This window comes from Priestia aryabhattai, assembly GCF_023715685.1.
In the GTDB taxonomy this organism is placed as follows: domain Bacteria; phylum Bacillota; class Bacilli; order Bacillales; family Bacillaceae_H; genus Priestia; species Priestia aryabhattai_B.
The window spans coordinates 1-18,322 of the sequence record NZ_JAMBOQ010000009.1; the positions used below are offsets into that span (position 1 = coordinate 1).

At 34.2% G+C, this 18,322-nt stretch carries 19 protein-coding genes and 3 pseudogenes; 12 read left to right on the forward strand and 10 right to left on the reverse strand.

Features of this window, described 5'->3' with window-relative positions:
• The first annotated feature begins 266 nt into the window (after positions 1-266).
• Positions 267-1,238 (forward strand): helix-turn-helix domain-containing protein, encoded by a 972-nt coding sequence (locus tag M3225_RS25070; protein ID WP_251399160.1) that lies wholly within the window; start codon positions 267-269, stop codon positions 1,236-1,238.
• A gap of 234 nt (positions 1,239-1,472) precedes the next feature.
• Here M3225_RS25070 and M3225_RS25075 read toward each other — a convergent pair whose 3' ends face one another.
• Positions 1,473-2,057: a DJ-1/PfpI family protein gene (locus M3225_RS25075; protein WP_251399162.1), complete on the reverse strand. Its 585-nt coding sequence runs from the start codon at positions 2,055-2,057 to the stop codon at positions 1,473-1,475.
• Between the two features lie 137 nt (positions 2,058-2,194).
• Between M3225_RS25075 and M3225_RS25080 the strand changes: the two genes are divergently transcribed.
• A complete protein-coding gene (locus M3225_RS25080) occupies positions 2,195-2,638 on the forward strand; it encodes an Lrp/AsnC family transcriptional regulator (RefSeq protein ID WP_251399164.1) in 444 nt (147 codons plus the stop codon).
• Positions 2,639-3,214: 576 nt separating this feature from the next.
• Here the strand turns inward: M3225_RS25080 and M3225_RS25085 are convergent.
• From M3225_RS25085 to M3225_RS25100, 4 genes and pseudogenes are all read right to left on the reverse strand, one after another.
• Positions 3,215-4,366 (reverse strand): suppressor of fused domain protein, encoded by a 1,152-nt coding sequence (locus M3225_RS25085; protein WP_251399179.1) that lies wholly within the window; start codon positions 4,364-4,366, stop codon positions 3,215-3,217.
• 30 nt (positions 4,367-4,396) lie between these two features.
• A pseudogene (locus tag M3225_RS25090) lies at positions 4,397-4,821 on the reverse strand (DUF6985 domain-containing protein).
• Positions 4,822-5,180: 359 nt separating this feature from the next.
• Positions 5,181-5,608, reverse strand: a pseudogene (locus M3225_RS25095) (YrhA family protein).
• A 2-nt stretch (positions 5,609-5,610) separates the two neighbouring features.
• A pseudogene (locus M3225_RS25100) lies at positions 5,611-5,847 on the reverse strand (HNH endonuclease); the annotation flags it as partial.
• Here M3225_RS25100 and M3225_RS25105 point away from each other — a divergent pair.
• The 7 genes from M3225_RS25105 (at position 5,815) to M3225_RS25135 (ending at position 10,483) form a co-directional block, all read left to right on the forward strand.
• On the forward strand, positions 5,815-6,099 hold the full coding sequence (locus M3225_RS25105) for a hypothetical protein (protein ID WP_445164677.1): 285 nt from the start codon (positions 5,815-5,817) through the stop codon (positions 6,097-6,099). The pseudogene M3225_RS25100 and the gene M3225_RS25105 overlap by 33 nt on opposite strands.
• 13 nt (positions 6,100-6,112) lie before the next feature.
• A complete protein-coding gene (locus M3225_RS25110; protein WP_251399182.1) occupies positions 6,113-6,445 on the forward strand; it encodes a YolD-like family protein in 333 nt (110 codons plus the stop codon).
• Positions 6,446-6,496: 51 nt separating this feature from the next.
• A complete protein-coding gene (locus M3225_RS25115) occupies positions 6,497-6,646 on the forward strand; it encodes a hypothetical protein (protein WP_170959627.1) in 150 nt (49 codons plus the stop codon).
• A gap of 461 nt (positions 6,647-7,107) precedes the next feature.
• On the forward strand, positions 7,108-7,854 hold the full coding sequence (gene map, locus M3225_RS25120) for a type I methionyl aminopeptidase (protein WP_251399185.1): 747 nt from the start codon (positions 7,108-7,110) through the stop codon (positions 7,852-7,854).
• A 120-nt stretch (positions 7,855-7,974) separates the two neighbouring features.
• Complete coding sequence (locus tag M3225_RS25125) at positions 7,975-8,121, forward strand: hypothetical protein (protein ID WP_251399410.1); 147 nt, start codon at positions 7,975-7,977, stop codon at positions 8,119-8,121.
• A gap of 477 nt (positions 8,122-8,598) precedes the next feature.
• Positions 8,599-9,579, forward strand: a complete 981-nt coding sequence (locus tag M3225_RS25130) for an aldo/keto reductase (protein WP_251399188.1) — start codon at positions 8,599-8,601, stop codon at positions 9,577-9,579.
• A 604-nt stretch (positions 9,580-10,183) separates the two neighbouring features.
• Complete coding sequence (locus tag M3225_RS25135) at positions 10,184-10,483, forward strand: hypothetical protein (RefSeq protein WP_251399191.1); 300 nt, start codon at positions 10,184-10,186, stop codon at positions 10,481-10,483.
• Positions 10,484-10,625: 142 nt separating this feature from the next.
• On the opposite strand, the gene M3225_RS25140 is transcribed toward M3225_RS25135, so the two are convergent.
• The 3 genes from M3225_RS25140 to M3225_RS25155 form a co-directional block, all read right to left on the reverse strand.
• Entirely contained in the window at positions 10,626-10,916 is a 291-nt protein-coding gene (locus M3225_RS25140; protein ID WP_251399194.1) for a hypothetical protein, read from the reverse strand.
• A 366-nt stretch (positions 10,917-11,282) separates the two neighbouring features.
• Positions 11,283-12,086 (reverse strand): DUF5677 domain-containing protein, encoded by an 804-nt coding sequence (locus tag M3225_RS25145; RefSeq protein ID WP_251399198.1) that lies wholly within the window; start codon positions 12,084-12,086, stop codon positions 11,283-11,285.
• A gap of 403 nt (positions 12,087-12,489) precedes the next feature.
• Entirely contained in the window at positions 12,490-12,843 is a 354-nt protein-coding gene (locus tag M3225_RS25155; protein ID WP_251399203.1) for a hypothetical protein, read from the reverse strand.
• 387 nt (positions 12,844-13,230) lie between these two features.
• On the opposite strand from M3225_RS25155, the gene M3225_RS25160 reads away from it, so the two are divergent.
• Positions 13,231-13,704: a GNAT family N-acetyltransferase gene (locus tag M3225_RS25160; RefSeq protein ID WP_251399206.1), complete on the forward strand. Its 474-nt coding sequence runs from the start codon at positions 13,231-13,233 to the stop codon at positions 13,702-13,704.
• 140 nt (positions 13,705-13,844) lie between these two features.
• Positions 13,845-14,201, forward strand: coding sequence for a cupin domain-containing protein (locus M3225_RS25165; RefSeq protein WP_251399216.1), 357 nt, complete (start codon positions 13,845-13,847; stop codon positions 14,199-14,201).
• Positions 14,202-14,435: 234 nt separating this feature from the next.
• Here M3225_RS25165 and M3225_RS25170 read toward each other — a convergent pair whose 3' ends face one another.
• Both M3225_RS25170 and M3225_RS25175 read right to left on the reverse strand, forming a co-directional pair.
• Complete coding sequence (locus M3225_RS25170) at positions 14,436-15,686, reverse strand: CynX/NimT family MFS transporter (protein ID WP_251399219.1); 1,251 nt, start codon at positions 15,684-15,686, stop codon at positions 14,436-14,438.
• A gap of 271 nt (positions 15,687-15,957) precedes the next feature.
• Positions 15,958-16,527, reverse strand: a complete 570-nt coding sequence (locus tag M3225_RS25175) for a helix-turn-helix transcriptional regulator (RefSeq protein ID WP_251399222.1) — start codon at positions 16,525-16,527, stop codon at positions 15,958-15,960.
• 318 nt (positions 16,528-16,845) lie between these two features.
• Here M3225_RS25175 and M3225_RS25180 point away from each other — a divergent pair, with 318 nt between their 5' ends.
• Positions 16,846-18,012 (forward strand): MFS transporter, encoded by a 1,167-nt coding sequence (locus M3225_RS25180; protein ID WP_251399225.1) that lies wholly within the window; start codon positions 16,846-16,848, stop codon positions 18,010-18,012.
• Positions 18,013-18,322 lie beyond the last annotated feature (310 nt).

Here is an 18,322-nt window from a genome sequence, read left to right on the forward strand (position 1 = left end):
TAATGTTTCCACTTAAATAAGGGTTGCTTTTCCATACTGATCACGTCCTTCTTTTAGAATAATAGTATCAGTATGTTCAAGTTTCAGAGATTACTTGCAATTGTCCTGAAATTTTTGCACCAGAACCAAGTAAATAATAAAACATATATTTTAATAAGTTAGTTGTACCATTTACATATCTACTTTAAAAACTTTTAATCTGTAACTCAACGTAAATATGATATAATAAATTACTAATTAATATAAGAATAAAAGGAGTGTTCTTTATGATTGATAATCCTAGTAAAATTATTACTATCGAAGATGTCATGGATATGTTAACTATTTCATCGAAGAAAACGATTTATACATATATTCAGCAAGGAAAATTAAATCCTATAAACAAAGATGACTGGCATATCGAAGGTCGTTATGAATTTGATCTGGAAGATGTGGTTCGGTTACAAGAAGAATTAAAAAAGCCAGGACTTACAACAAAAGAAGTGGCTCAACAATTGGATATATCGGTCACAACGGTCAATAAGTACATTAAACAAGAACTGTTACCTGCGTTCCAAGCAGAATACCGGGGAATGAATTGTTATTTTGTTCACGAAGAAGCGTTAGAAGAGTTTAAGAGTACTCATGAGGTAGGGAAAAAACCTAGTAAGCGTCATTTTTATCACGCCGAGAAAAACATTGCGCTATTTCAGCTTTTCGTGAAAAAACAGGACGAAAAAGAAGAGTTTGCCCGTATTATCTCGGTAGAAGATTCGATTATGGCGATTACAGAAAAGCACGAAGAGTTAACATTAGAGGAGTTAATTCACCGGGGCTTTGAAGCAGCCTATACTATTGAGTCTAAAAAGATGATTACCAAAGAAGGCTATGCCACGTTTGCCTTTAAGCAAACAGCTTATGCAAAATCCCATCTTTATAAACTCTTGGATTTATTTTATCAATATGTCAGTCCGACTAATATGAGAATTACGCCACAAGAAGAGAAAGAGCAATTTTTGATTGAAATCAAACCTGTATTGCTGACAGAATCCTCACAAGAACTCGTTGAGCTATTAGAGTCGGTTCTTGTCTCAGGAAAAATTAACAAGCGTAGCCGTGGCATTTATATTGATAGCGACTTAGAAGTTATACGAGTGAAAGTAACAAGTGATTTGAAAGAAGAGTTACAGCATAAAGCGAAAGAATTAGGTAAACGAAACATTGAGGAATTGTTATTATATGCTGTACAAAAATTATAAAATTGACTAACCAATCTTAAAAATAGCAAACAAGGCAAGCCAACAAGAATGGTTTGCCTTTACAAATGAATAAGATATCTATTTTAAATTTATGTTATACGCAGAGCAAGTTTACATATAACGTGTTATCGGAAATAATAAAGAACCCTTTTTTAATAAATAAGGGTTCTTTATTATTTAAAAGTTATAAATTTTCGTCTCTCAGCTGAAAGCAATACTTGTTCTAATTCTTAATTATTGAAATCCCATTAATTCTTTAACTCGTTTAACATTTTCTACTGAAGTTAATTTTTCTAATAGCAAAAATGATACATCAAATCCGGTACTAGGGTTTGAGGAAGTAATGATATTATTATCTACAACAATATAATCATCTTGAACAAATGCACCCATTTCTCTTAACTGTGCCTTTCTTATACTGCTAGGGTGATTATATGTAGTGGCTTTTTTGCCTTCTAAGATTCCACTTTTTCCAAGTGAAAGAGCCGCCACACAAATACTAGCTATAGGTTTTCCCATCTCATGAAAGTCTCTAATAACCTGTAAAAACCTCTCATCGTAAGCATCTTCATAAAAATTTGCTTCTTCAAAACCGCCAGGTATCGCAAGAGCATCAAATTCTTTCACATTAATATCTGATACTAATATTTCTGGGGTTACAGTAAAATTCCATGTGCAAGTTAGTTTTGGATGTAAACCTGCTGTCACCAATTTAGTTGTGCCGTCTCCCTCAAATTTATTCCACCCAAACACATCTGTAAAAACACTTGCTTCTACAGCTTCAAATCCATTTGCTAAAAGTAATAATATTTTCTTCACATTATCAGCTCCTTTCAATAAATTTTAGTAAATATCTATAACATTTCACATATAAATGATTAGGTTATTCCCAAAGATAACTTTACTAAATTAGGTAATTATTCAATAATAATTAATAAAAAAAGGTTGACGATAAAATGGACTTAATAGATAAAAAAATACTTCATGAATTGCAATTGAATGCTAAGATCTCAATGAAAGAATTAGCCCAAAAAGTTTACTTATCTTCTCCATCTACAATTGAACGCGTTAGAAGATTAGAGGAAAATGGCATTATAAAAGGATATAAAGCCATTATCGATGCAGAAAAATTAAATAGAAATATAACTGCATTTGTTTTATTTGAAACAACAAAGTGTAAGGATCTTGCAGCATTTTGTAATCTCCACCCTGATGTAACGGAGTGTTATCGTGTGGCTGGACAAATAAGTTACGTAGCAAAAGTATGTACAGAGTCAGTGCATACTTTGGAAGAATTTATTGATAAAGCTATGGCATTTGGTACCCCATCTACAAACATAGTTTTATCATCAAATGATAATATGGAAATGAAATTGTCTAAAGATAATAGCAACCAATAGCTTTTCAAAGATAATTACTACTGCTAAATATGTACGTTCTATACAATTTTAGTTACCATAATGTCTCTTTCCGGTACACAACCCAAAAAAGAACCCTTGGTAGGCAAGGGTTCAAAGTTTGTTGTTCGAACGGGATAATGCAGTTTTTTATACATCCTTGATTTAACGGGTTTTACCGTAAATATGAATGACCTAAAGATGTATAAAAACTCTGCGTTTTATACATATGCTAAAGGTTATCTTATATTGCCTTATTTATAAATTTATAGTACAATTATTCAGACTTTTCTATTAATTGGAACATATAAATTCCCTAAAAGCTATCCGTCCTGCAACGATGGGGTAGCTTTCTTTTTTGTTAACGATAATAATTACTTTAACATCTTGTAATAGGTTTAAATATCTTGTCCGTAAAAGTATACGTTTACGGACTTTTCTTTTGGATAGGAAGTTTAGCATTTTTAACGTTCACTTAAGTTTTGAAATTAATTACGAACGTCCTGTTAAAATAACACACTTTTACGAATGATATGTAAGTGGGGAAAAGAATCTCGGCCCATGTACTATCTACAAGTGTTATTGCATACCAACATTTATCCGATGTATGTCCAAAACATCTGAGATTCCTTTCTCACTCATTCTTTCCAGCAGATACTCATACCCTCTGTCAAATGCAAGATTTCTTTCTTCTTCATAGATAGGAACGAGTGTATAAATATTTATGTCTTCCCCTTTATTATGAATGTTATCCAGTCCGGGTTCTTGGGGACGACATATCATTATGCATGATAACTTTGTATTTGATGCAAATGGCTGAGGGGGTTCCCCATTTGGAAGAATAACCCCTTCCTCAAGCCACCCATCATAAAGATGTGGAATATGAGCCACTTTCCTTAACCACCCAAGAGGCCAATAATGATTTCGGTCTTTCATATTGTCCTTTTCAACTATCCAACTTGAAGGCAATTTTAGTAACAACTCTGCATACTTAAACATACTTTCCTCATCTGAATAATCCATAGGTTCATCACTCATACCGGTAGTTACAAGAGTGACAAAATCTTTATTCATTGACGGAGGGATTATGTGAATAGTAACTGGTACTCTACTACCTGGAACAATTTCACTTACAGTATTTTCAATAGGGCCAAAATGCTTTGTAATATGATTTAAAATCTCAACATGACGGTCCTGATCATTATGATTTGTTGTAGTTACATCCTTAGAGAGCCCTCTCTGACTTTCTAACAACTTAACAATTTCTTTTTGTCCTTGTTCCTTTGCAATAGTCAATGCGTCTATCTCTCTCATAGATTCACCACTATATGTAACATTCGTATCTATGCCACTTTCAATTAATAGTCCTGCAATATCAGCATGACCATTACTAATTGCACCAAACAATGGATTTCTTTCTGGATCGCTTACATCCATATCAGCTCCACAAGATAATAAATACCTTACTATATCAATATGACCTGCAGAAGCAGCTTCGTTCAATGCTCCACCACCATACACTCCTCCAACTACATTAACATTTGCACCAAGTTCTATTAGTTTCTTAATAATGTCTAACTCTCCTCTAGAAGCTGCAACATGAAGCCACGTTCCAAAAGGGGTCATCATATTTAAACGTTCAGCATTAGAGCCAATTAACTCAACTACCTTTTCAATATCGCCTTTTTTTATAGCCGAACGAATTTCTTTTGCAATTTGTTTACTATCCATTCCTAATTACCTCCTAGCGAATAGTTCTACTTAAATTGCAACATCTTGGTAGCCTACTTCAATTACTTTTTCATTTAATAGACGAATGCCTAATCCATTTTCTATATCCCATGTACAATTAAATGTAATTCTAATATCACGACCTTCAAAAATATCCGCATATGGTACAACAATTCCATCGAAAGTTATCATGTCTAGTATTTTATCAGTTGTTTCAACTAGGGGATAATCTTCATTTAATCTAATATTGATTGTAATAGACTTGGTTGTAAGTCATCCCAATTTTTTATTAGTGACTGATATGCTGTATACTGATTTTCATCAAACTTGCCATCTTCTTCACCGTCTATCATCAAAGCTATCTGAGTTTCTTTTCCAAAAAAACGAATAGTGGTATCCTTAATCCAACCATATTCATACTCAAGCTCACCAAAAATTGGATCGTTTATAGTCATTTTAATTCTTCTTTTTATTCACTCGCTTTATGTGTTTACCTTTATCACTACGTGCTTTGTCATTCTTCTGTGCAAATATGGATCAAGTAGTAAGAATTGCTTAACCACTGAAACCAATCTCATAAGTCTACTTAACACCCTGAAATATATGATTCAAATATTGGCTCATTTAATCGTAATAATGGTTAAAACATAAAAACCTTGAAAGGTGTATAGCCAATCAAGGTCACATTTTAACAATCATTTTCTTACTTTCATAAATATCATCGGGTAAAAGTTCGTTATGGTTTGAACCAAATAAGTTCACCAATAAATTTTTGACAACCACAAGAAAGATTTATACTAAGGATTCCATTTCATTACAAAAGAATTGTTTCAAATGCATCGCTCAACATGGAATCAAAATTTTCAAATGACTGAATTAAAGTTCCTGAGGGTTTGTCGAGTTCTACATATACACTCTCTTTTAGGTCATAACAATACCATGCTGTATCAGAATCTCCAAAAAATATATATTGCTTTTGCCAATCATTTTCATACCAAAGCTCGTTTGTTTCTATAAACCCATGGATATTTTCATCTACTTCCTTATCAAGTAGAACTTCATCAACACCGTAGATTACTAATCCATTAAAGTCTAACCCATTTATTATCTTTAAAAGTTCAATATATGACTTAGGTAATATAATGTTTCCTAATTTCTGTATCTGATGCTGGATTTCTAAGCGAACTTCCATATTTTTTCAATTTTTTCTATTTCTATCAATAAGTCTTTCCACTGCGGCATATCTACTCTTCCCTTCTTTTAAAAGGTTTTGGTGGGTAAAGATCATCCTCAAACATTGGCCAATTTATCGTTTTACTTTGTTTAGGAGCTAATCCTCTTGTTAGAGAGTTTTGTTCATTAGTAACGGCTTTATGATAAGGGTCATTCTTTATCAATACTAAATTAGTGAAATCATTTGTACCACCATCATCTAAAGGTAAATTGTGATGCACTTGCCACCCTTTAGGGTTAAGTCCATCTTACATACATATGATAACGGAATGCCGATTCGCTCCATTGGGATTTCCTTATCAAACACAAGCATTGAAGAAGAGGAGCAAATGAGCTTGTTTGAGGACATCGATCAACGTGAAAGAGCCTATGCTCTTGCCAAAACGATTGATGAGATTCGGATGCGTTATGGAAAGAATAGTGTACTACGTGCGTCTAGTCACCTTCCTTATTCAACAGCTCGTTATCGAAACGGTCTTATAGGTGGCCATAAATCATAAGGAGGAAAAAGATATGGAATATAGAGGAATGAAAAAATGGCGGCCTTTTGCTACAATGCCCGAGCAATACACAGGGTTAAAGGAAATTATGAATAAGCAAGTAGAAGTAGCTCAACCTGTTTTAACAGAAGAGCAAATGGAACAGATGAATTTCACCTTAATTGAAGCCTTACATACAAATAAACAAGTGTACCTTACATATTATAAGCAAGGCCAATGCATAACAGAGACAGGATTTATTCAGTTTGTTGATTCTCTTGGGGATTTATTTATTTTCATTGTTGACATATTTGAGTTAAAGAATAAAATGAGGTTAAGCGAGCTCATCGATGTTCGCTTGGCTTAGTTCCTGAAGAAATCGTGTACAGGAAGCATTTATTTTGGTGGAGGTACATTTATGTACAATTTTAGAGTATACACGTTACGTGACGGTTCAAAGAGAATCATTAAACTAAAAGAAGGAGAATCTTTTAAACAGGAACTCCAAAGAGCCGGTATTCAAGAAACACAAATTTTTCAGATGCAACTAGTGGAAAAACCAGAGTAATTTTAACATAACCCTTTTATATGGATGTAACTGTGTTAGTCTAAGGAAAGCCAAATAGAAAAGAGTAATCGACCTGGAAGAAATAAAAGAGCAAGAAATAGATATCACTAAAGTATATGATTATGCCGAATATCCAGATAAAAATTAAATAGACTAAACTAATAAGAGGATATTATGTTCAATATACGAGCATATATCCTCTTTTCTTATAAATATTAGATTCGTTATTTAGATACTACATATATAGTTTAATATGTATATATTATAAAGGAACTTAAGTTTGTTGCAAATGGAGGCGTGGTGAGGTCTTCAGACCGAGCGTTAATATGATTAAGGGGGTGAGTGGTATGAGTTTTGTAACTTTGTAATAAGTGATATTAAGCAATCGGACCAGTTTATGGAGGATCGGAAACATTACTTTGGGTAAAATAAAAACATCAAGAAAATTGGAGGGTTCATATATGACAGTTGGAGGTAAGGATGATATTGATGGGCTTAAGGAAATCGGCAAAATCGTTGCTTTAACAATAAGTGAAATGAAAAATCAGACACGTGCCGGAATGACGACCAAAGAATTGGATGAAATCGGGGGACGGTTTTTAAGAAGACATGGCGCGGTCTCTGCACCAAAGATAACTTACAATTTTCCCGGGAACACATGCATTAGCATTAACCATGAAGTTGCTCACGGAGTACCGGGGAATCGGAAGATTCAAGAAGGTGACCTAATAAATATTGATGTCTCCGCTGAGTTAAATGGTTACTTTGCCGATGCAGGTCATTCCTTTCAGATCCCTTTATATAACCCTTCTGTAACGCGTCTCTGTCAACACACACACAATACCATGATGAAAGTTATTTCTTCACTTAAACATGGGGTGAGATTGAATGAAATCGGAAGAATTATTCAAAATGAAGCCCGAAAAAGTGGTTACAAGGTAATTACGAATCTGTGCAGTCACGGTATTGGAAGGTCTTTACATGAGACACCTGAAGATATTTTACCTATCTATGACAAGGATGATAAACGGGTATTGAAAGAAGGTATGGTTATTACTGTTGAGCCTTTTTTATCAACTGGAGCAGAGTATACAGTTGGAAGTCCGGATGGGTGGACTTTATGTGTGCCCGATAATAGTCTTTGTGCACAATATGAGCACACAATAATTGTTACAAGGGATCAACCGATAATTACAACGATAGCTTAGATATTGTTTTCAGATGTTAGGCCCATAGATGTTTAAGGAAGTTCATCAAACGGGCGCGTTTGTTGAGCAAAGATTAAAAGGTTAATACATATTAGTCATGTGCAATATGTATCAACCTTTATTTTCTATGATTTTTTCGATTTGGGTATTGATAATAAAAATAGTGGTCGATGTGATAATTGCAATTCAGCTTACTTCAAAAGTTCCGTAAAAGGCGGCGTTTTCTTACGTGAATGTCGCCAATGCGGTATGAAAAAGAGTATCTAAGTATAGAGGATTATATAGTAAAAAGAGAAGGGTTTTACCCCTTCTCTTTTTTATTTGCCTTTATTTACTTCTCTTTAGGATCATGCTCTCACTGCTCTTCATTATGTTCTACTTTAGTCCTTGGGATATCTTTAGATCTCTCGTCCATTTCATGAAAAATATAAGCGACTAGGCCAATCCCTAACATATAAAAAAAGAGCACACATTGTATAACTAGTTAACAATCACCTACTGCGGTATCATTTCTTTTTTAATTCTAGGATTAGACAGGCAACCTTGCTGCTGTAGCTACATAGTATCTAAGGAATTACTACTCCATTCATGAATCAGTATCTATTCCTTTAATGTTACCGCTTATCTTTGCGCCAGAACCCTTATTCTTTACTCGTTTCTTAATCCTAGATTATAATAAAATCAGTTATATTCAGATAATTTTAACTATTTTACACCTTAATCTAAGCAGGAAGGATGATTAATATGAAGAAAAGAACACTTGGAAAATCTGATTTAGAGGTTTCATCTCTTGGTTTAGGCTGTATGGGCATGTCTGATTTTTACAGCGGACGAAATGATGATCAATCAGTAAAAACCATTCATCGTGCCATCGAACTGGGTATCAATTTTCTTGATACAGCAGATATGTATGGCGTTGGCCAAAATGAAAAATTAGTTGGTCAAGCTATTAAGGATCGACGTGATCAAGTTATTATTGCAACAAAGTTTGGGAATGTAAGAGGGGAAGATGGATCATTTTTAGGTGTTAATGGCCATCCAGACTATGTAAAACAAGCTTGTGATGCAAGTCTATCCCGCTTAGGAGTAGATTATATTGATCTTTATTATCAGCATAGAGTAGATCCTAATGTTCCAATTGAAGAAACAATTGGTGCGATGTCTGAATTAGTTCAAGAGGGAAAAGTACGCTACCTTGGCATGTCTGAGGCAGCTCCTCAAACGATTCGCCGTGCTTATACAGTACATGAAATAACAGCTATTCAGACGGAATATTCACTATGGAGCCGAGATGTCGAAGACGAAATTTTACCTGTTATCCGTGAGCTTGGAATTGGATTTGTAGCCTACAGTCCTTTAGGAAGAGGCTTTTTAACAGGGCAAATTCAAACATTTGAAGACTTGGCAGAAGATGATTATCGTCGCTTTTCTCCTCGCTTTCAAGGAGAAAACTTTACAAAAAATTTAGATCTTGTGAATCAAATTAGAGAATTAGCAAGAGAAAAAGACTGTCAGCCTTCACAGCTGGCACTTGCTTGGATTCTGTCTCAAGGTGATGATATTGTCCCGATTCCAGGAACAAAACGAATTCAATATCTAGAAGAAAATATTGGAGCCCTTAAAATTCAATTATCCAAAGAAGAACTTTATCGTATTAATGAAGTAGCCCCAAAAGGTGTGGCAGCAGGAGAACGTTATTCGGATATGAGCAGTGTTAATTTGTAAGGTTCTGGTGCAAAAACATTCACTAGAAACATAGAGATCCTGTTCCCTTTAAGTTACTAGCTTATGAAACTAATCCAAACAGTTGATGGATGAATTTTTTAATTTTTTGGACAGACGTCACCCTATGCTAGGCCCAGGTCGTTATAGAGTGAAAAGAGAAGGGCTTCCCTTCTCTTTTTTTATTCAATCGTGTTTTCACTCTTTTTAAAACTTGAGGCATATGATTCACCAAGTTCCCACTGATCCTCATTACGTTCTAATTTAGATGTTGGGGAATTTTTAATCTCTCTTCCATTTTATGAAAAATATAAGCGACTAGACCAATCCCTAGCATATAAAAAAGAGCACATATTCTATGACCATCTAACGATCACCTACTGCGGTAGCTACTTAGTATCAAAAGAATAACTACTTCGTTTGGTAATCAGTATCTACCTCGTTGGTGTTACTGCGTTAATACAGGCTTTATGTACGTATTGGAGCTAATTTTGGAATTTGTAAGGAAGCTGAGCCGAAGAGGCGAATGGGGCGACCGGATGCGTTGAGCTGAAATAACGGATACATGAAAGGTAAAAAAATAAAAAGAATGAAAGAAGGTAACAACATGAGAAAAACAAAAGGGTTCACCTTTCGAAACGTCTTTCCTCCATCTCTCAAACCATCTCTCACGAGACCTCGTCCTTTCAACGCGTATTCCTTTGTTCCGTTTAGCCCATTTGCCATGCTTGACCCCACCATTCTTATCCTAGGAGGCATTGTTTTGGGCATTGCCATCATCGAACGCATATTGGAGCGATGGGGTGTCATCGATCTCGTTGATCAGTTTGAAAAAGTGATGCGGTTTATCTTACCTGTCACCTTTTATGGAACCTTATTTTACTTCTTTGCGACATTTATATTTTAAGGGGGATTCCGATGTTTGAAAAGCTAAAATTACAGAGTTTTTTTATGTAGAAAAGGACTCCTAATTTGATTGAATAAGGAGCCCTTTCTTTTATTGATAGCAACTGAAATTATCGTCGAAACCTTAATTTGAATGTTTAGAATTAAGAGTGTTGACCGTGAAGTCCCCAATGAGGTGCTTCGTAATCTGTGTGATTTCCATGCTGGTCATAATGACCGGGTATGCCTACCCAATGGAATCCTTCAGGTGGGTGGACTTGAGGAGGCATTCCTTGTAGTTGTTCTAACACTTCACCTTGACGATAGTAGCCAATGTGAGCATGCTCGAATTGACCTAAGTGAACGTGGTCACCATGGATTACAACTTCATAATGCTCAGGAATATCAACATGTTCCCAGTGTTCGCTACCACCATGATTGTGCTCTTCTGGCATTTAACTTCACTCCTTTGTAATTTGATTCCATAGGGTATTATTGAACAAACTCTTTTTCTTAATTCTAGGTTAAAAAAGGTAAATCACCAATGTCTTTCAATGGGGGGACATCCTTTGGTTTTTCGCCTATCCCATGAAAAATAAAGGCCAAATTGATTTCAATTTATAATCCTTTAGTAACAATTCCTGTAGGTTGTCCACCTTTTAATGATTACACGGTAAAGCATGAATTGTATTTCGACGAGGGGTTGACGGAGCAGTTTGATTTTTCAACAGATATTTTCCAAACGGTTCAAAATGTATATATTAAAACAATCATGGAGACAGCAGGGATCAGGTGCCGATTTTACGAGAAATCGAATTACCTTATCGTGATGAAGAGAGGGCAACTAGTAACATTTGGCTTAATAAATGTATAGAGAGATTAACCAAGCTAATTACTGTACCCGCTTGAGAAGCAACGCTCTGACTTTGAAGATTATGTACTAGTGAAGCACTATGAGCAGCATTGGATGTAGAAGGATACATCTTTTGGTACATTTTTCCATCACTTGTAATTTCATAAAGAGTCTTGAAGTTTATATTCTTTTTCTTTTTCTCCTGGTCTGTCAAATCAGGATGGTTTTTGATGTCTTCAGATAGTGGAATGAAATACCAATCTTTTCTTTCTTTATAATTATTTTCTATGAAGCTGTATTTTTCTTGAAGAGGGCCTTCCGTTCTATTCTTAAATTGTATAAAATAAGGATCATATTTATAATCTGGATCGTTCTTATGTTCCTCTAGTTTGTGGTACTGAGCAAAAATCGTATAGTCTTCATAATACTTCATATTGGCCTCAAAGTTTTTATTGATATACATTAAATTAGCATATGTTTCAAATAAGGATCGTACTATATTATAGCTTTGAGTTACACAACCTATAGTAACTGTGCTGTGTATTACCAGTACATCGGATAAAGCTTTAGACAAAAGGGTTTTATATCCTTGGGGCATTGTATCAAAGATGCTTTCTTGATACATGAGAAAATGAGCAAATGCATATTGTTTCTTCAAACTCTCTAAAAGTGGTTTGTATGATATGCATCTTTTTTCTTGTAAAACGGCAATCTCTTTTTCTAGGTTGTTACTATACTCCTCTAATTGCTCCAAAATTGGATTCTGCTCCAATATACTCCCTCCATTTTAAACGTTATATATACAATATTCCCTATTTTCAAGAAAGCAACACATATAAACATAGAAAAAGAGCCTATAAATTTCATAGACTCTTTGATTGATTCTTTATATATACTTCTTCATTCCACAATTCAAATATTCACATAGAAACTTGCCTTTACCTACACTATTTTTGAAATTAACTCCATCGCAGTTGTTACAGTGTCCACTCTTCTTGTCAGGTAGCTCACTATATTCATAAATTTTTGTTAGATCAATGTTTGCGTACTTATCTTGTTGCTCCATCTTTTATCCTTCACATTCCTTGATTATCATAGCAGTAGATATGGGAAAAAGAAAGCTGTTCTAAATATAATGCAAAAAAAGAGAGCAGAGGTTTGCTCTCTTTTCTGATTTATACTACACCAGATAATACATTAGAAATATCGGTTTTTTTAGTTGCTAATCTATTTTTACCATTCATATACTTTACCCATGCTATTATGTTAGATAATAGAGACCTTCGATCCCCATCACAATAAAATGCAGATACAAGACCGTAAGCAAGCTCTAGGCTTATTTCATAGTTATTACCAGTCTTCGTGTCAAGTATGAAATGAGATTGAATATCTTTTGTATGGTCATTACTATCTACTATTTTGTAGGCATCTACAATTCGAAACTGTCCGATCATAAATAACTCTTTATAGCCACTCTGTATCTTATTTTCAACTTGAGAATAACTAATTTCTTTCATCCAGAACTTCATAAAAAACACTCCTTTGGAATATTTTTTTATCATTACGCTCCGTAATGTATTCTTCGTTCTTTTGAGTTTTTCCTTTATAAAAAGACAAAAACCCCTCGACAGTTTCCGCAGGAGTCTAGGGGGTTTTCAATAACAGATATCACAACAGGATTGTACATAAAGAGCTGCATACTCCGTAAATATGGAACCCAACAACCCCTTTGCGCCACAAGGGGGCCCTTTTGGTATGTCTTCCGTAAATAGTGATTATGTTAACTACGATTATATATTTCATGCATTTTTGTACTAGTGATTGATCTATTGGATCGATAATTATCAACATAACACTTTTTTTCTGTGATAGCATTAACTTGAGTGAATTTATAAATAAAATAGGGAGAGGTTAGAATGAAAATTCGTTCAGTAAAGGGAACAGATTATTATGTAATATCTCCATTAATTAACGAGTGGTGGAACGGTAGACAAATGTCTGATATGTTGCCAAAGCTATTTTTTGATCATTTTCAAAATACAAGTTTTATTGCTGAAGAAAAAGGCGAGATTATAGGTTTTCTAATTGGCTTTTTATCCCAATCTCATATGGATGAAGCATATATTCATTTTGTTGGAGTTCATCCTGACCATAGAGGAAAGAAAATTGGAAAGCAATTATATAGTCATTTCTTTGATGTTATTAAACAAAATGGGCGAAATACTATTCGATGTGTAACGTCCCCTGTTAATAAAGCCTCAATTGCTTATCATACAAAAATGGGATTTAGAATTGAACAAGGCGATAAAAGTTTAGATAATGTATCTTTACATACTAACTATGATGGAGTTAATCAGGATCGTGTTTTATTTATAAAGCATTTGGTCTGATGTTGTGATAAGGGAAAACAACCAAAATTAATTTCTACATAAAATCCCCTTCCTAGAATAAGAGCTATGTAAACTAGGGTTGTATATAGTATGTAATAATTAGAATGTATCTAATTTAACTAATAAAGAGGTAATGCATTTTGAAAATTTATAAGCTTAATAAGGAAAATGGCAAGAAAGTAGAAAAATATGATTCTAATTTAGCTACATACTTAAAACTGGTACAAACAAATGAAATAGCCAATATTGGATGTATGTACATAGATCTAAAAGGCATTCTAGGCTATCATCAAGCTCCTGTTTCACAACTATTTGTAGTTGTTCAAGGTGAAGGATGGGTGACTGGAGAAGATCAAAAACAAATTAATATTAAAGCTGGAGAAGCAGCTTTTTGGGAAAAGGGAGAATGGCACACTTCAGGAAGCAATAGTGGTATGACAGCAATTTTAATTCAATCAGAATCTCTAAACCCTCAATCGTTTATGAAAATAAAATAACTGTTATTTCCGATAACACGTTTTATGTTAACTACAAATGTATACTTTTACGAACTCAGTATTAGAAATTATTGCAAAGTGTTAAAGGAATTGAAATGTATATATATATGTTCCTTCCGAAAGTGGTGATTATTTAAATAAAGAGCGAATAAAGAAAAGCCTCCTTTTAAATAAAGAAGGCTTTTAAGTTTAATCTTCTGGTTATAAAAATATCTATCGTTCTTTTATCCCCAGTTATATGTTTTGTGAGTTAGTAGAGCTTATATATCGATCTTTAGCTGCACTAAGACCAAATATAAAGAGTAAGACTGATGCACCGACTAATATTAAAAGAGGAATAGTCCAACTATTAGTGGCATCATGTATAAATCCAAAAAGGGTTGGACCAATTGCTGCAAGCAAGTACCCAACCGATTGTGCCATGCCAGATAATTCTGCAGCCTGCTGCGCATTCCTTGTACGTAAGCCGAAAAACATCATGGATAGGCTGAATGCGAAGCCTCCTCCTATGCCTAAAGCAATGATCCAAAAAATAATTAAATTTGAACTACCGTATAGTAACCCAAACGTCCCGATTAAAAATAAAATCGCTGTAATAGTCACTAACGAACGTTGACCGGACATGCGTCCTGCTATGACTGGGACGATAAAAGTAAAAGGAAGAAGAGCCAATAGCATAACGGAAAGCATTAAGCCGGATTGACTTGAATTTAATCCCTGTTGCTTAAGGATTTCTGGCAGCCAAGCAACTAGGACATAAAAGAACATGGATTGTAGTCCCATAAATAAGGTTACCTGCCACGCTAGTGCCGAACTCCACAAGTTTACATGACTGTCAGCCTTCTCTTTATGAACGGTATCTCTTCTCACGTTACTATGTTTCATCTGTAATAACCAAAAAAAGATAGATATAAAGCTTAAAACACCCCAAATTCCCAATGCACCCTTCCAGCCAAATCTCCATCCAAGTGCAATGGGAACACTTACACCGGAAGCTATTGCTCCAAATAAGTTCATAGAAATAGAATACACGCCAGTCATTAGACCTATACGTTTTGGAAATTCACGTTTAATTAGTCCAGGTAACAATACATTCCCAACGGATATAGCCAAACCAAGGATTGCAGTACCTATATATAAAGAAGCAACTCCTGATAAGGAACGTATAGCAATACCAACTGTCAAAAAGACGATAGAGCCAAGAATAATTAGTTCTACCCCATATTTCTGCCCTAACTTGGGAACAATAGGTGAAAATAACGCAAAGCTTAATAACGGCAGTGTGGTAATCATACCCGCCATTGTATTTGAGATATTTATATCATCCTTAATAAAACCAACCATTGGCCCTACTGAGGTCAAAGGGGCTCGTAAGTTAGCTGCTATAAATACAATACCAACAATCATTATCAAAACGGAATATTTTCCAACTGTTGATGTACGCCCTTTATTCTCCTTTTTAATTACTTGATCCATTGAACTCATTCTGTTTCCTCCTAGAATTTGAAAAATCATGTAATGTAGTTTATTCATTATGAATTACTGTAAAGATAAATAACGAATAAAGAAAATATTTGTAGTTGAACAACTTTTATATATTATAATATATTTAATGTCCCGTAATATATAATATAGTATAACAATTGGATTTTGTCTATCCTCAAATAAAGAACTATTTTAAATAAATACAAGGAATGCTCCAATCCACCTAATGGATCGGAGCATTCCTTGTATTTGGATAAGCTAAGAAAAAAATTTAGATTGCGTATTTCAATATAATATGAAGAACAACAACATCGTTAGTATGATTGGTGTACGAATGTGTACCATTTGTAGAAAAACTAATTGAATCATATTGATTTAGGCTATATGATTCATTGTTAACTTTAATTGTGATAGTTCCAGACATGACAGTTGCAAGTTCTGTTGTGTTATGATGATGTTTTTCCGGATAATAGGAGCTATTTGGCTGTAAATAAGCACGGTACATTTCCATATTATTATTTACATTTTGAAAAATGGGTTCGATTGCCCAATTAGATTCTTCTCCAACAATACGTAATCCTTCCCCAGCTCGAAATAGATTTACATCGCTTTCAGTTGAGAATAGAGCCATGAGTGGTATAGATAAACTTTTTGAAATTTTCCATAACACTCCTATTGTGGGGTTTGTTTCTCCTCGTTCTATATTTCCCAGCGTTAACTTGCTTACACCTGATAATTCTGATAGTTCTTCAAGATTTAAATTTTTTTCTTTACGAAGTTTTCTTAGTACTCCCCCAACTTGTAAAACAACTTGCTTTGGATTATCAGTTTCTAAATGCATTTTAGCCACCCTTTGCAATATCATGAGAAAACATTAATTTGTTAAGTATTATAATGGATAGAATACTATTGAACAAACAATTTGTTTAATATGTTATACAATATTGGTTATTATATGTACTAAAATATACTTTTTATACAAAATGCTTCTGTTTATTCTATTACAACTAAACATTTATAATAAATACGGTTCTATAGTGGTAGATGCCCCACGGCGTCTTTATGCAGATTTCTTATAACCTACGTTATGTGAACTAAATTTGTATATGTTATACCGTTAGAGAATACACATGAAATATAACGTTGTAGGAGGAATGTAATGAAGGGACAAGGAAGAGTAAGCTTAAGCATTGGATGGATTACCTTATTCTTAATGGGGACTGATTTATTTGTTGTATCCCCATTATTACCATTCATTTCTCAAGCATATAAAATTAGTTCAGCGACGGCTGGATGGATGGTAACTGTCTTTGCGATTACGTATGCTTTTTCAGCTCCATTCTTTGGGTGGCTCTCAGATAAAAAAGGCAGAAGATCTTTGATTACATTGGGTTTATTACTATTTGCTGCTTCTAATATCCTAACGGCCTGTGCCCCATCCTTTTTGTGGTTGATTGTTAGCCGTATTTTAGCTGGGTTTTCAGTAGCTTCCATTACCCCTTTAATATACGCTATCATTGGAGATATCGCACCACCTAGTCGAAGAGGAACATGGCTTTCAATCGTTGTTTCTGGTCACTTAACAGCCCTTTGGGCTGGAACACCACTCGGTACATTATTGGAGCACTTTCTAGGTTGGCGTTCTGTATTTATTGTAATGGCCACACTCGGAGTTATATTGATGTTTGTAAATTTTAAAGCATGGAAGTCTGTTCCTAGTAATAAATTAACATCAAATTTATTAAAAGGAAATCTAATGAGAATACTTGGTTCCGTAAGCGTTACTGCCATTTGGGCCATTTCAATGTATACCCTGTATGTTTATTTAGGTGCAGCTCTACACTTTAATAATGGATTTTCATCGGCAGAAATTGCATTAGCTGTTACTTTTTACGGTATTGGTGCAGTTTTAGGAAGCCTTTCAAGTGGACAATTAACTGATAAGTTTGGGGAAAGAAGAATTTCTATAAATACATTGATTGTATTGACCCTAATACTCCTTTGTTTAGGCATATTTTTCTCATCTGGTGATTGGCTGTATCTCTTTATGTTTATATGGGCTTTAGTTGGATATGCAGGGTTTACATCTTATCAAGCTCGATTAGCCGTTGAGTATCCTTTAGAACGAGGAATTGTAATGGCGTGGAATAATACGGCTCTGTATATTGGTATTACCCTCGGGTCAATGCTTGGCGGTTACGTAATATCGAATTGGGGCTATTCTACTCTTCCATATGCTTGTAGTATTGCTGCCGTTTTAAGTTTTATAATCAGCACCCAAAAAAGACAGGTGTTAAAGGGAAAATCAATTTCTATTAATAGATAAAAGATCTAATAATCAGATCTTTTTTTACTATATTAGATTTCTCTTTGATACCTAGAATGGTGAATATGTTAACTACAAATGTATGAAGTATATTGTTTAAAACTAACTAATTTTAGATTTTTTATTGAGCTTTTTTGATAAATAAAAACAGACTAATCCAGTACCTAGTACTTTACAGAAAGTAAATAATGCATAAGATGGTGCTATTAAAACAATAACGAACAAATATGCACTTATAGCAAATATAAGCCAACTTGTTATAAGTAGAAAACTAGATAAAAACTCCTTCATAGACTTCATCCTTTAGAAA

What these genes read in the sequence shown, in the direction of transcription:
- M3225_RS25070 (WP_251399160.1), top strand. Translation starts at nt 267, where the DNA reads ATGATTGATAATCCTAGTAAAATTATTACTATCGAAGATGTCATGGAT.
- M3225_RS25080 (WP_251399164.1), top strand. Translation starts at nt 2,195, where the DNA reads ATGGACTTAATAGATAAAAAAATACTTCATGAATTGCAATTGAATGCT.
- M3225_RS25085 (WP_251399179.1), bottom strand. Translation starts at nt 4,366, where the DNA reads ATGGATAGTAAACAAATTGCAAAAGAAATTCGTTCGGCTATAAAAAAA.
- M3225_RS25105 (WP_445164677.1), top strand. Translation starts at nt 5,815, where the DNA reads ATGCACTTGCCACCCTTTAGGGTTAAGTCCATCTTACATACATATGAT.
- M3225_RS25110 (WP_251399182.1), top strand. Translation starts at nt 6,113, where the DNA reads ATGGAATATAGAGGAATGAAAAAATGGCGGCCTTTTGCTACAATGCCC.
- M3225_RS25115 (WP_170959627.1), top strand. Translation starts at nt 6,497, where the DNA reads ATGTACAATTTTAGAGTATACACGTTACGTGACGGTTCAAAGAGAATC.
- map (WP_251399185.1), top strand. Translation starts at nt 7,108, where the DNA reads ATGACAGTTGGAGGTAAGGATGATATTGATGGGCTTAAGGAAATCGGC.
- M3225_RS25130 (WP_251399188.1), top strand. Translation starts at nt 8,599, where the DNA reads ATGAAGAAAAGAACACTTGGAAAATCTGATTTAGAGGTTTCATCTCTT.
- M3225_RS25135 (WP_251399191.1), top strand. Translation starts at nt 10,184, where the DNA reads ATGAGAAAAACAAAAGGGTTCACCTTTCGAAACGTCTTTCCTCCATCT.
- M3225_RS25140 (WP_251399194.1), bottom strand. Translation starts at nt 10,916, where the DNA reads ATGCCAGAAGAGCACAATCATGGTGGTAGCGAACACTGGGAACATGTT.
- M3225_RS25155 (WP_251399203.1), bottom strand. Translation starts at nt 12,843, where the DNA reads ATGAAGTTCTGGATGAAAGAAATTAGTTATTCTCAAGTTGAAAATAAG.
- M3225_RS25160 (WP_251399206.1), top strand. Translation starts at nt 13,231, where the DNA reads ATGAAAATTCGTTCAGTAAAGGGAACAGATTATTATGTAATATCTCCA.
- M3225_RS25170 (WP_251399219.1), bottom strand. Translation starts at nt 15,686, where the DNA reads ATGAGTTCAATGGATCAAGTAATTAAAAAGGAGAATAAAGGGCGTACA.
- M3225_RS25175 (WP_251399222.1), bottom strand. Translation starts at nt 16,527, where the DNA reads ATGCATTTAGAAACTGATAATCCAAAGCAAGTTGTTTTACAAGTTGGG.
- M3225_RS25180 (WP_251399225.1), top strand. Translation starts at nt 16,846, where the DNA reads ATGAAGGGACAAGGAAGAGTAAGCTTAAGCATTGGATGGATTACCTTA.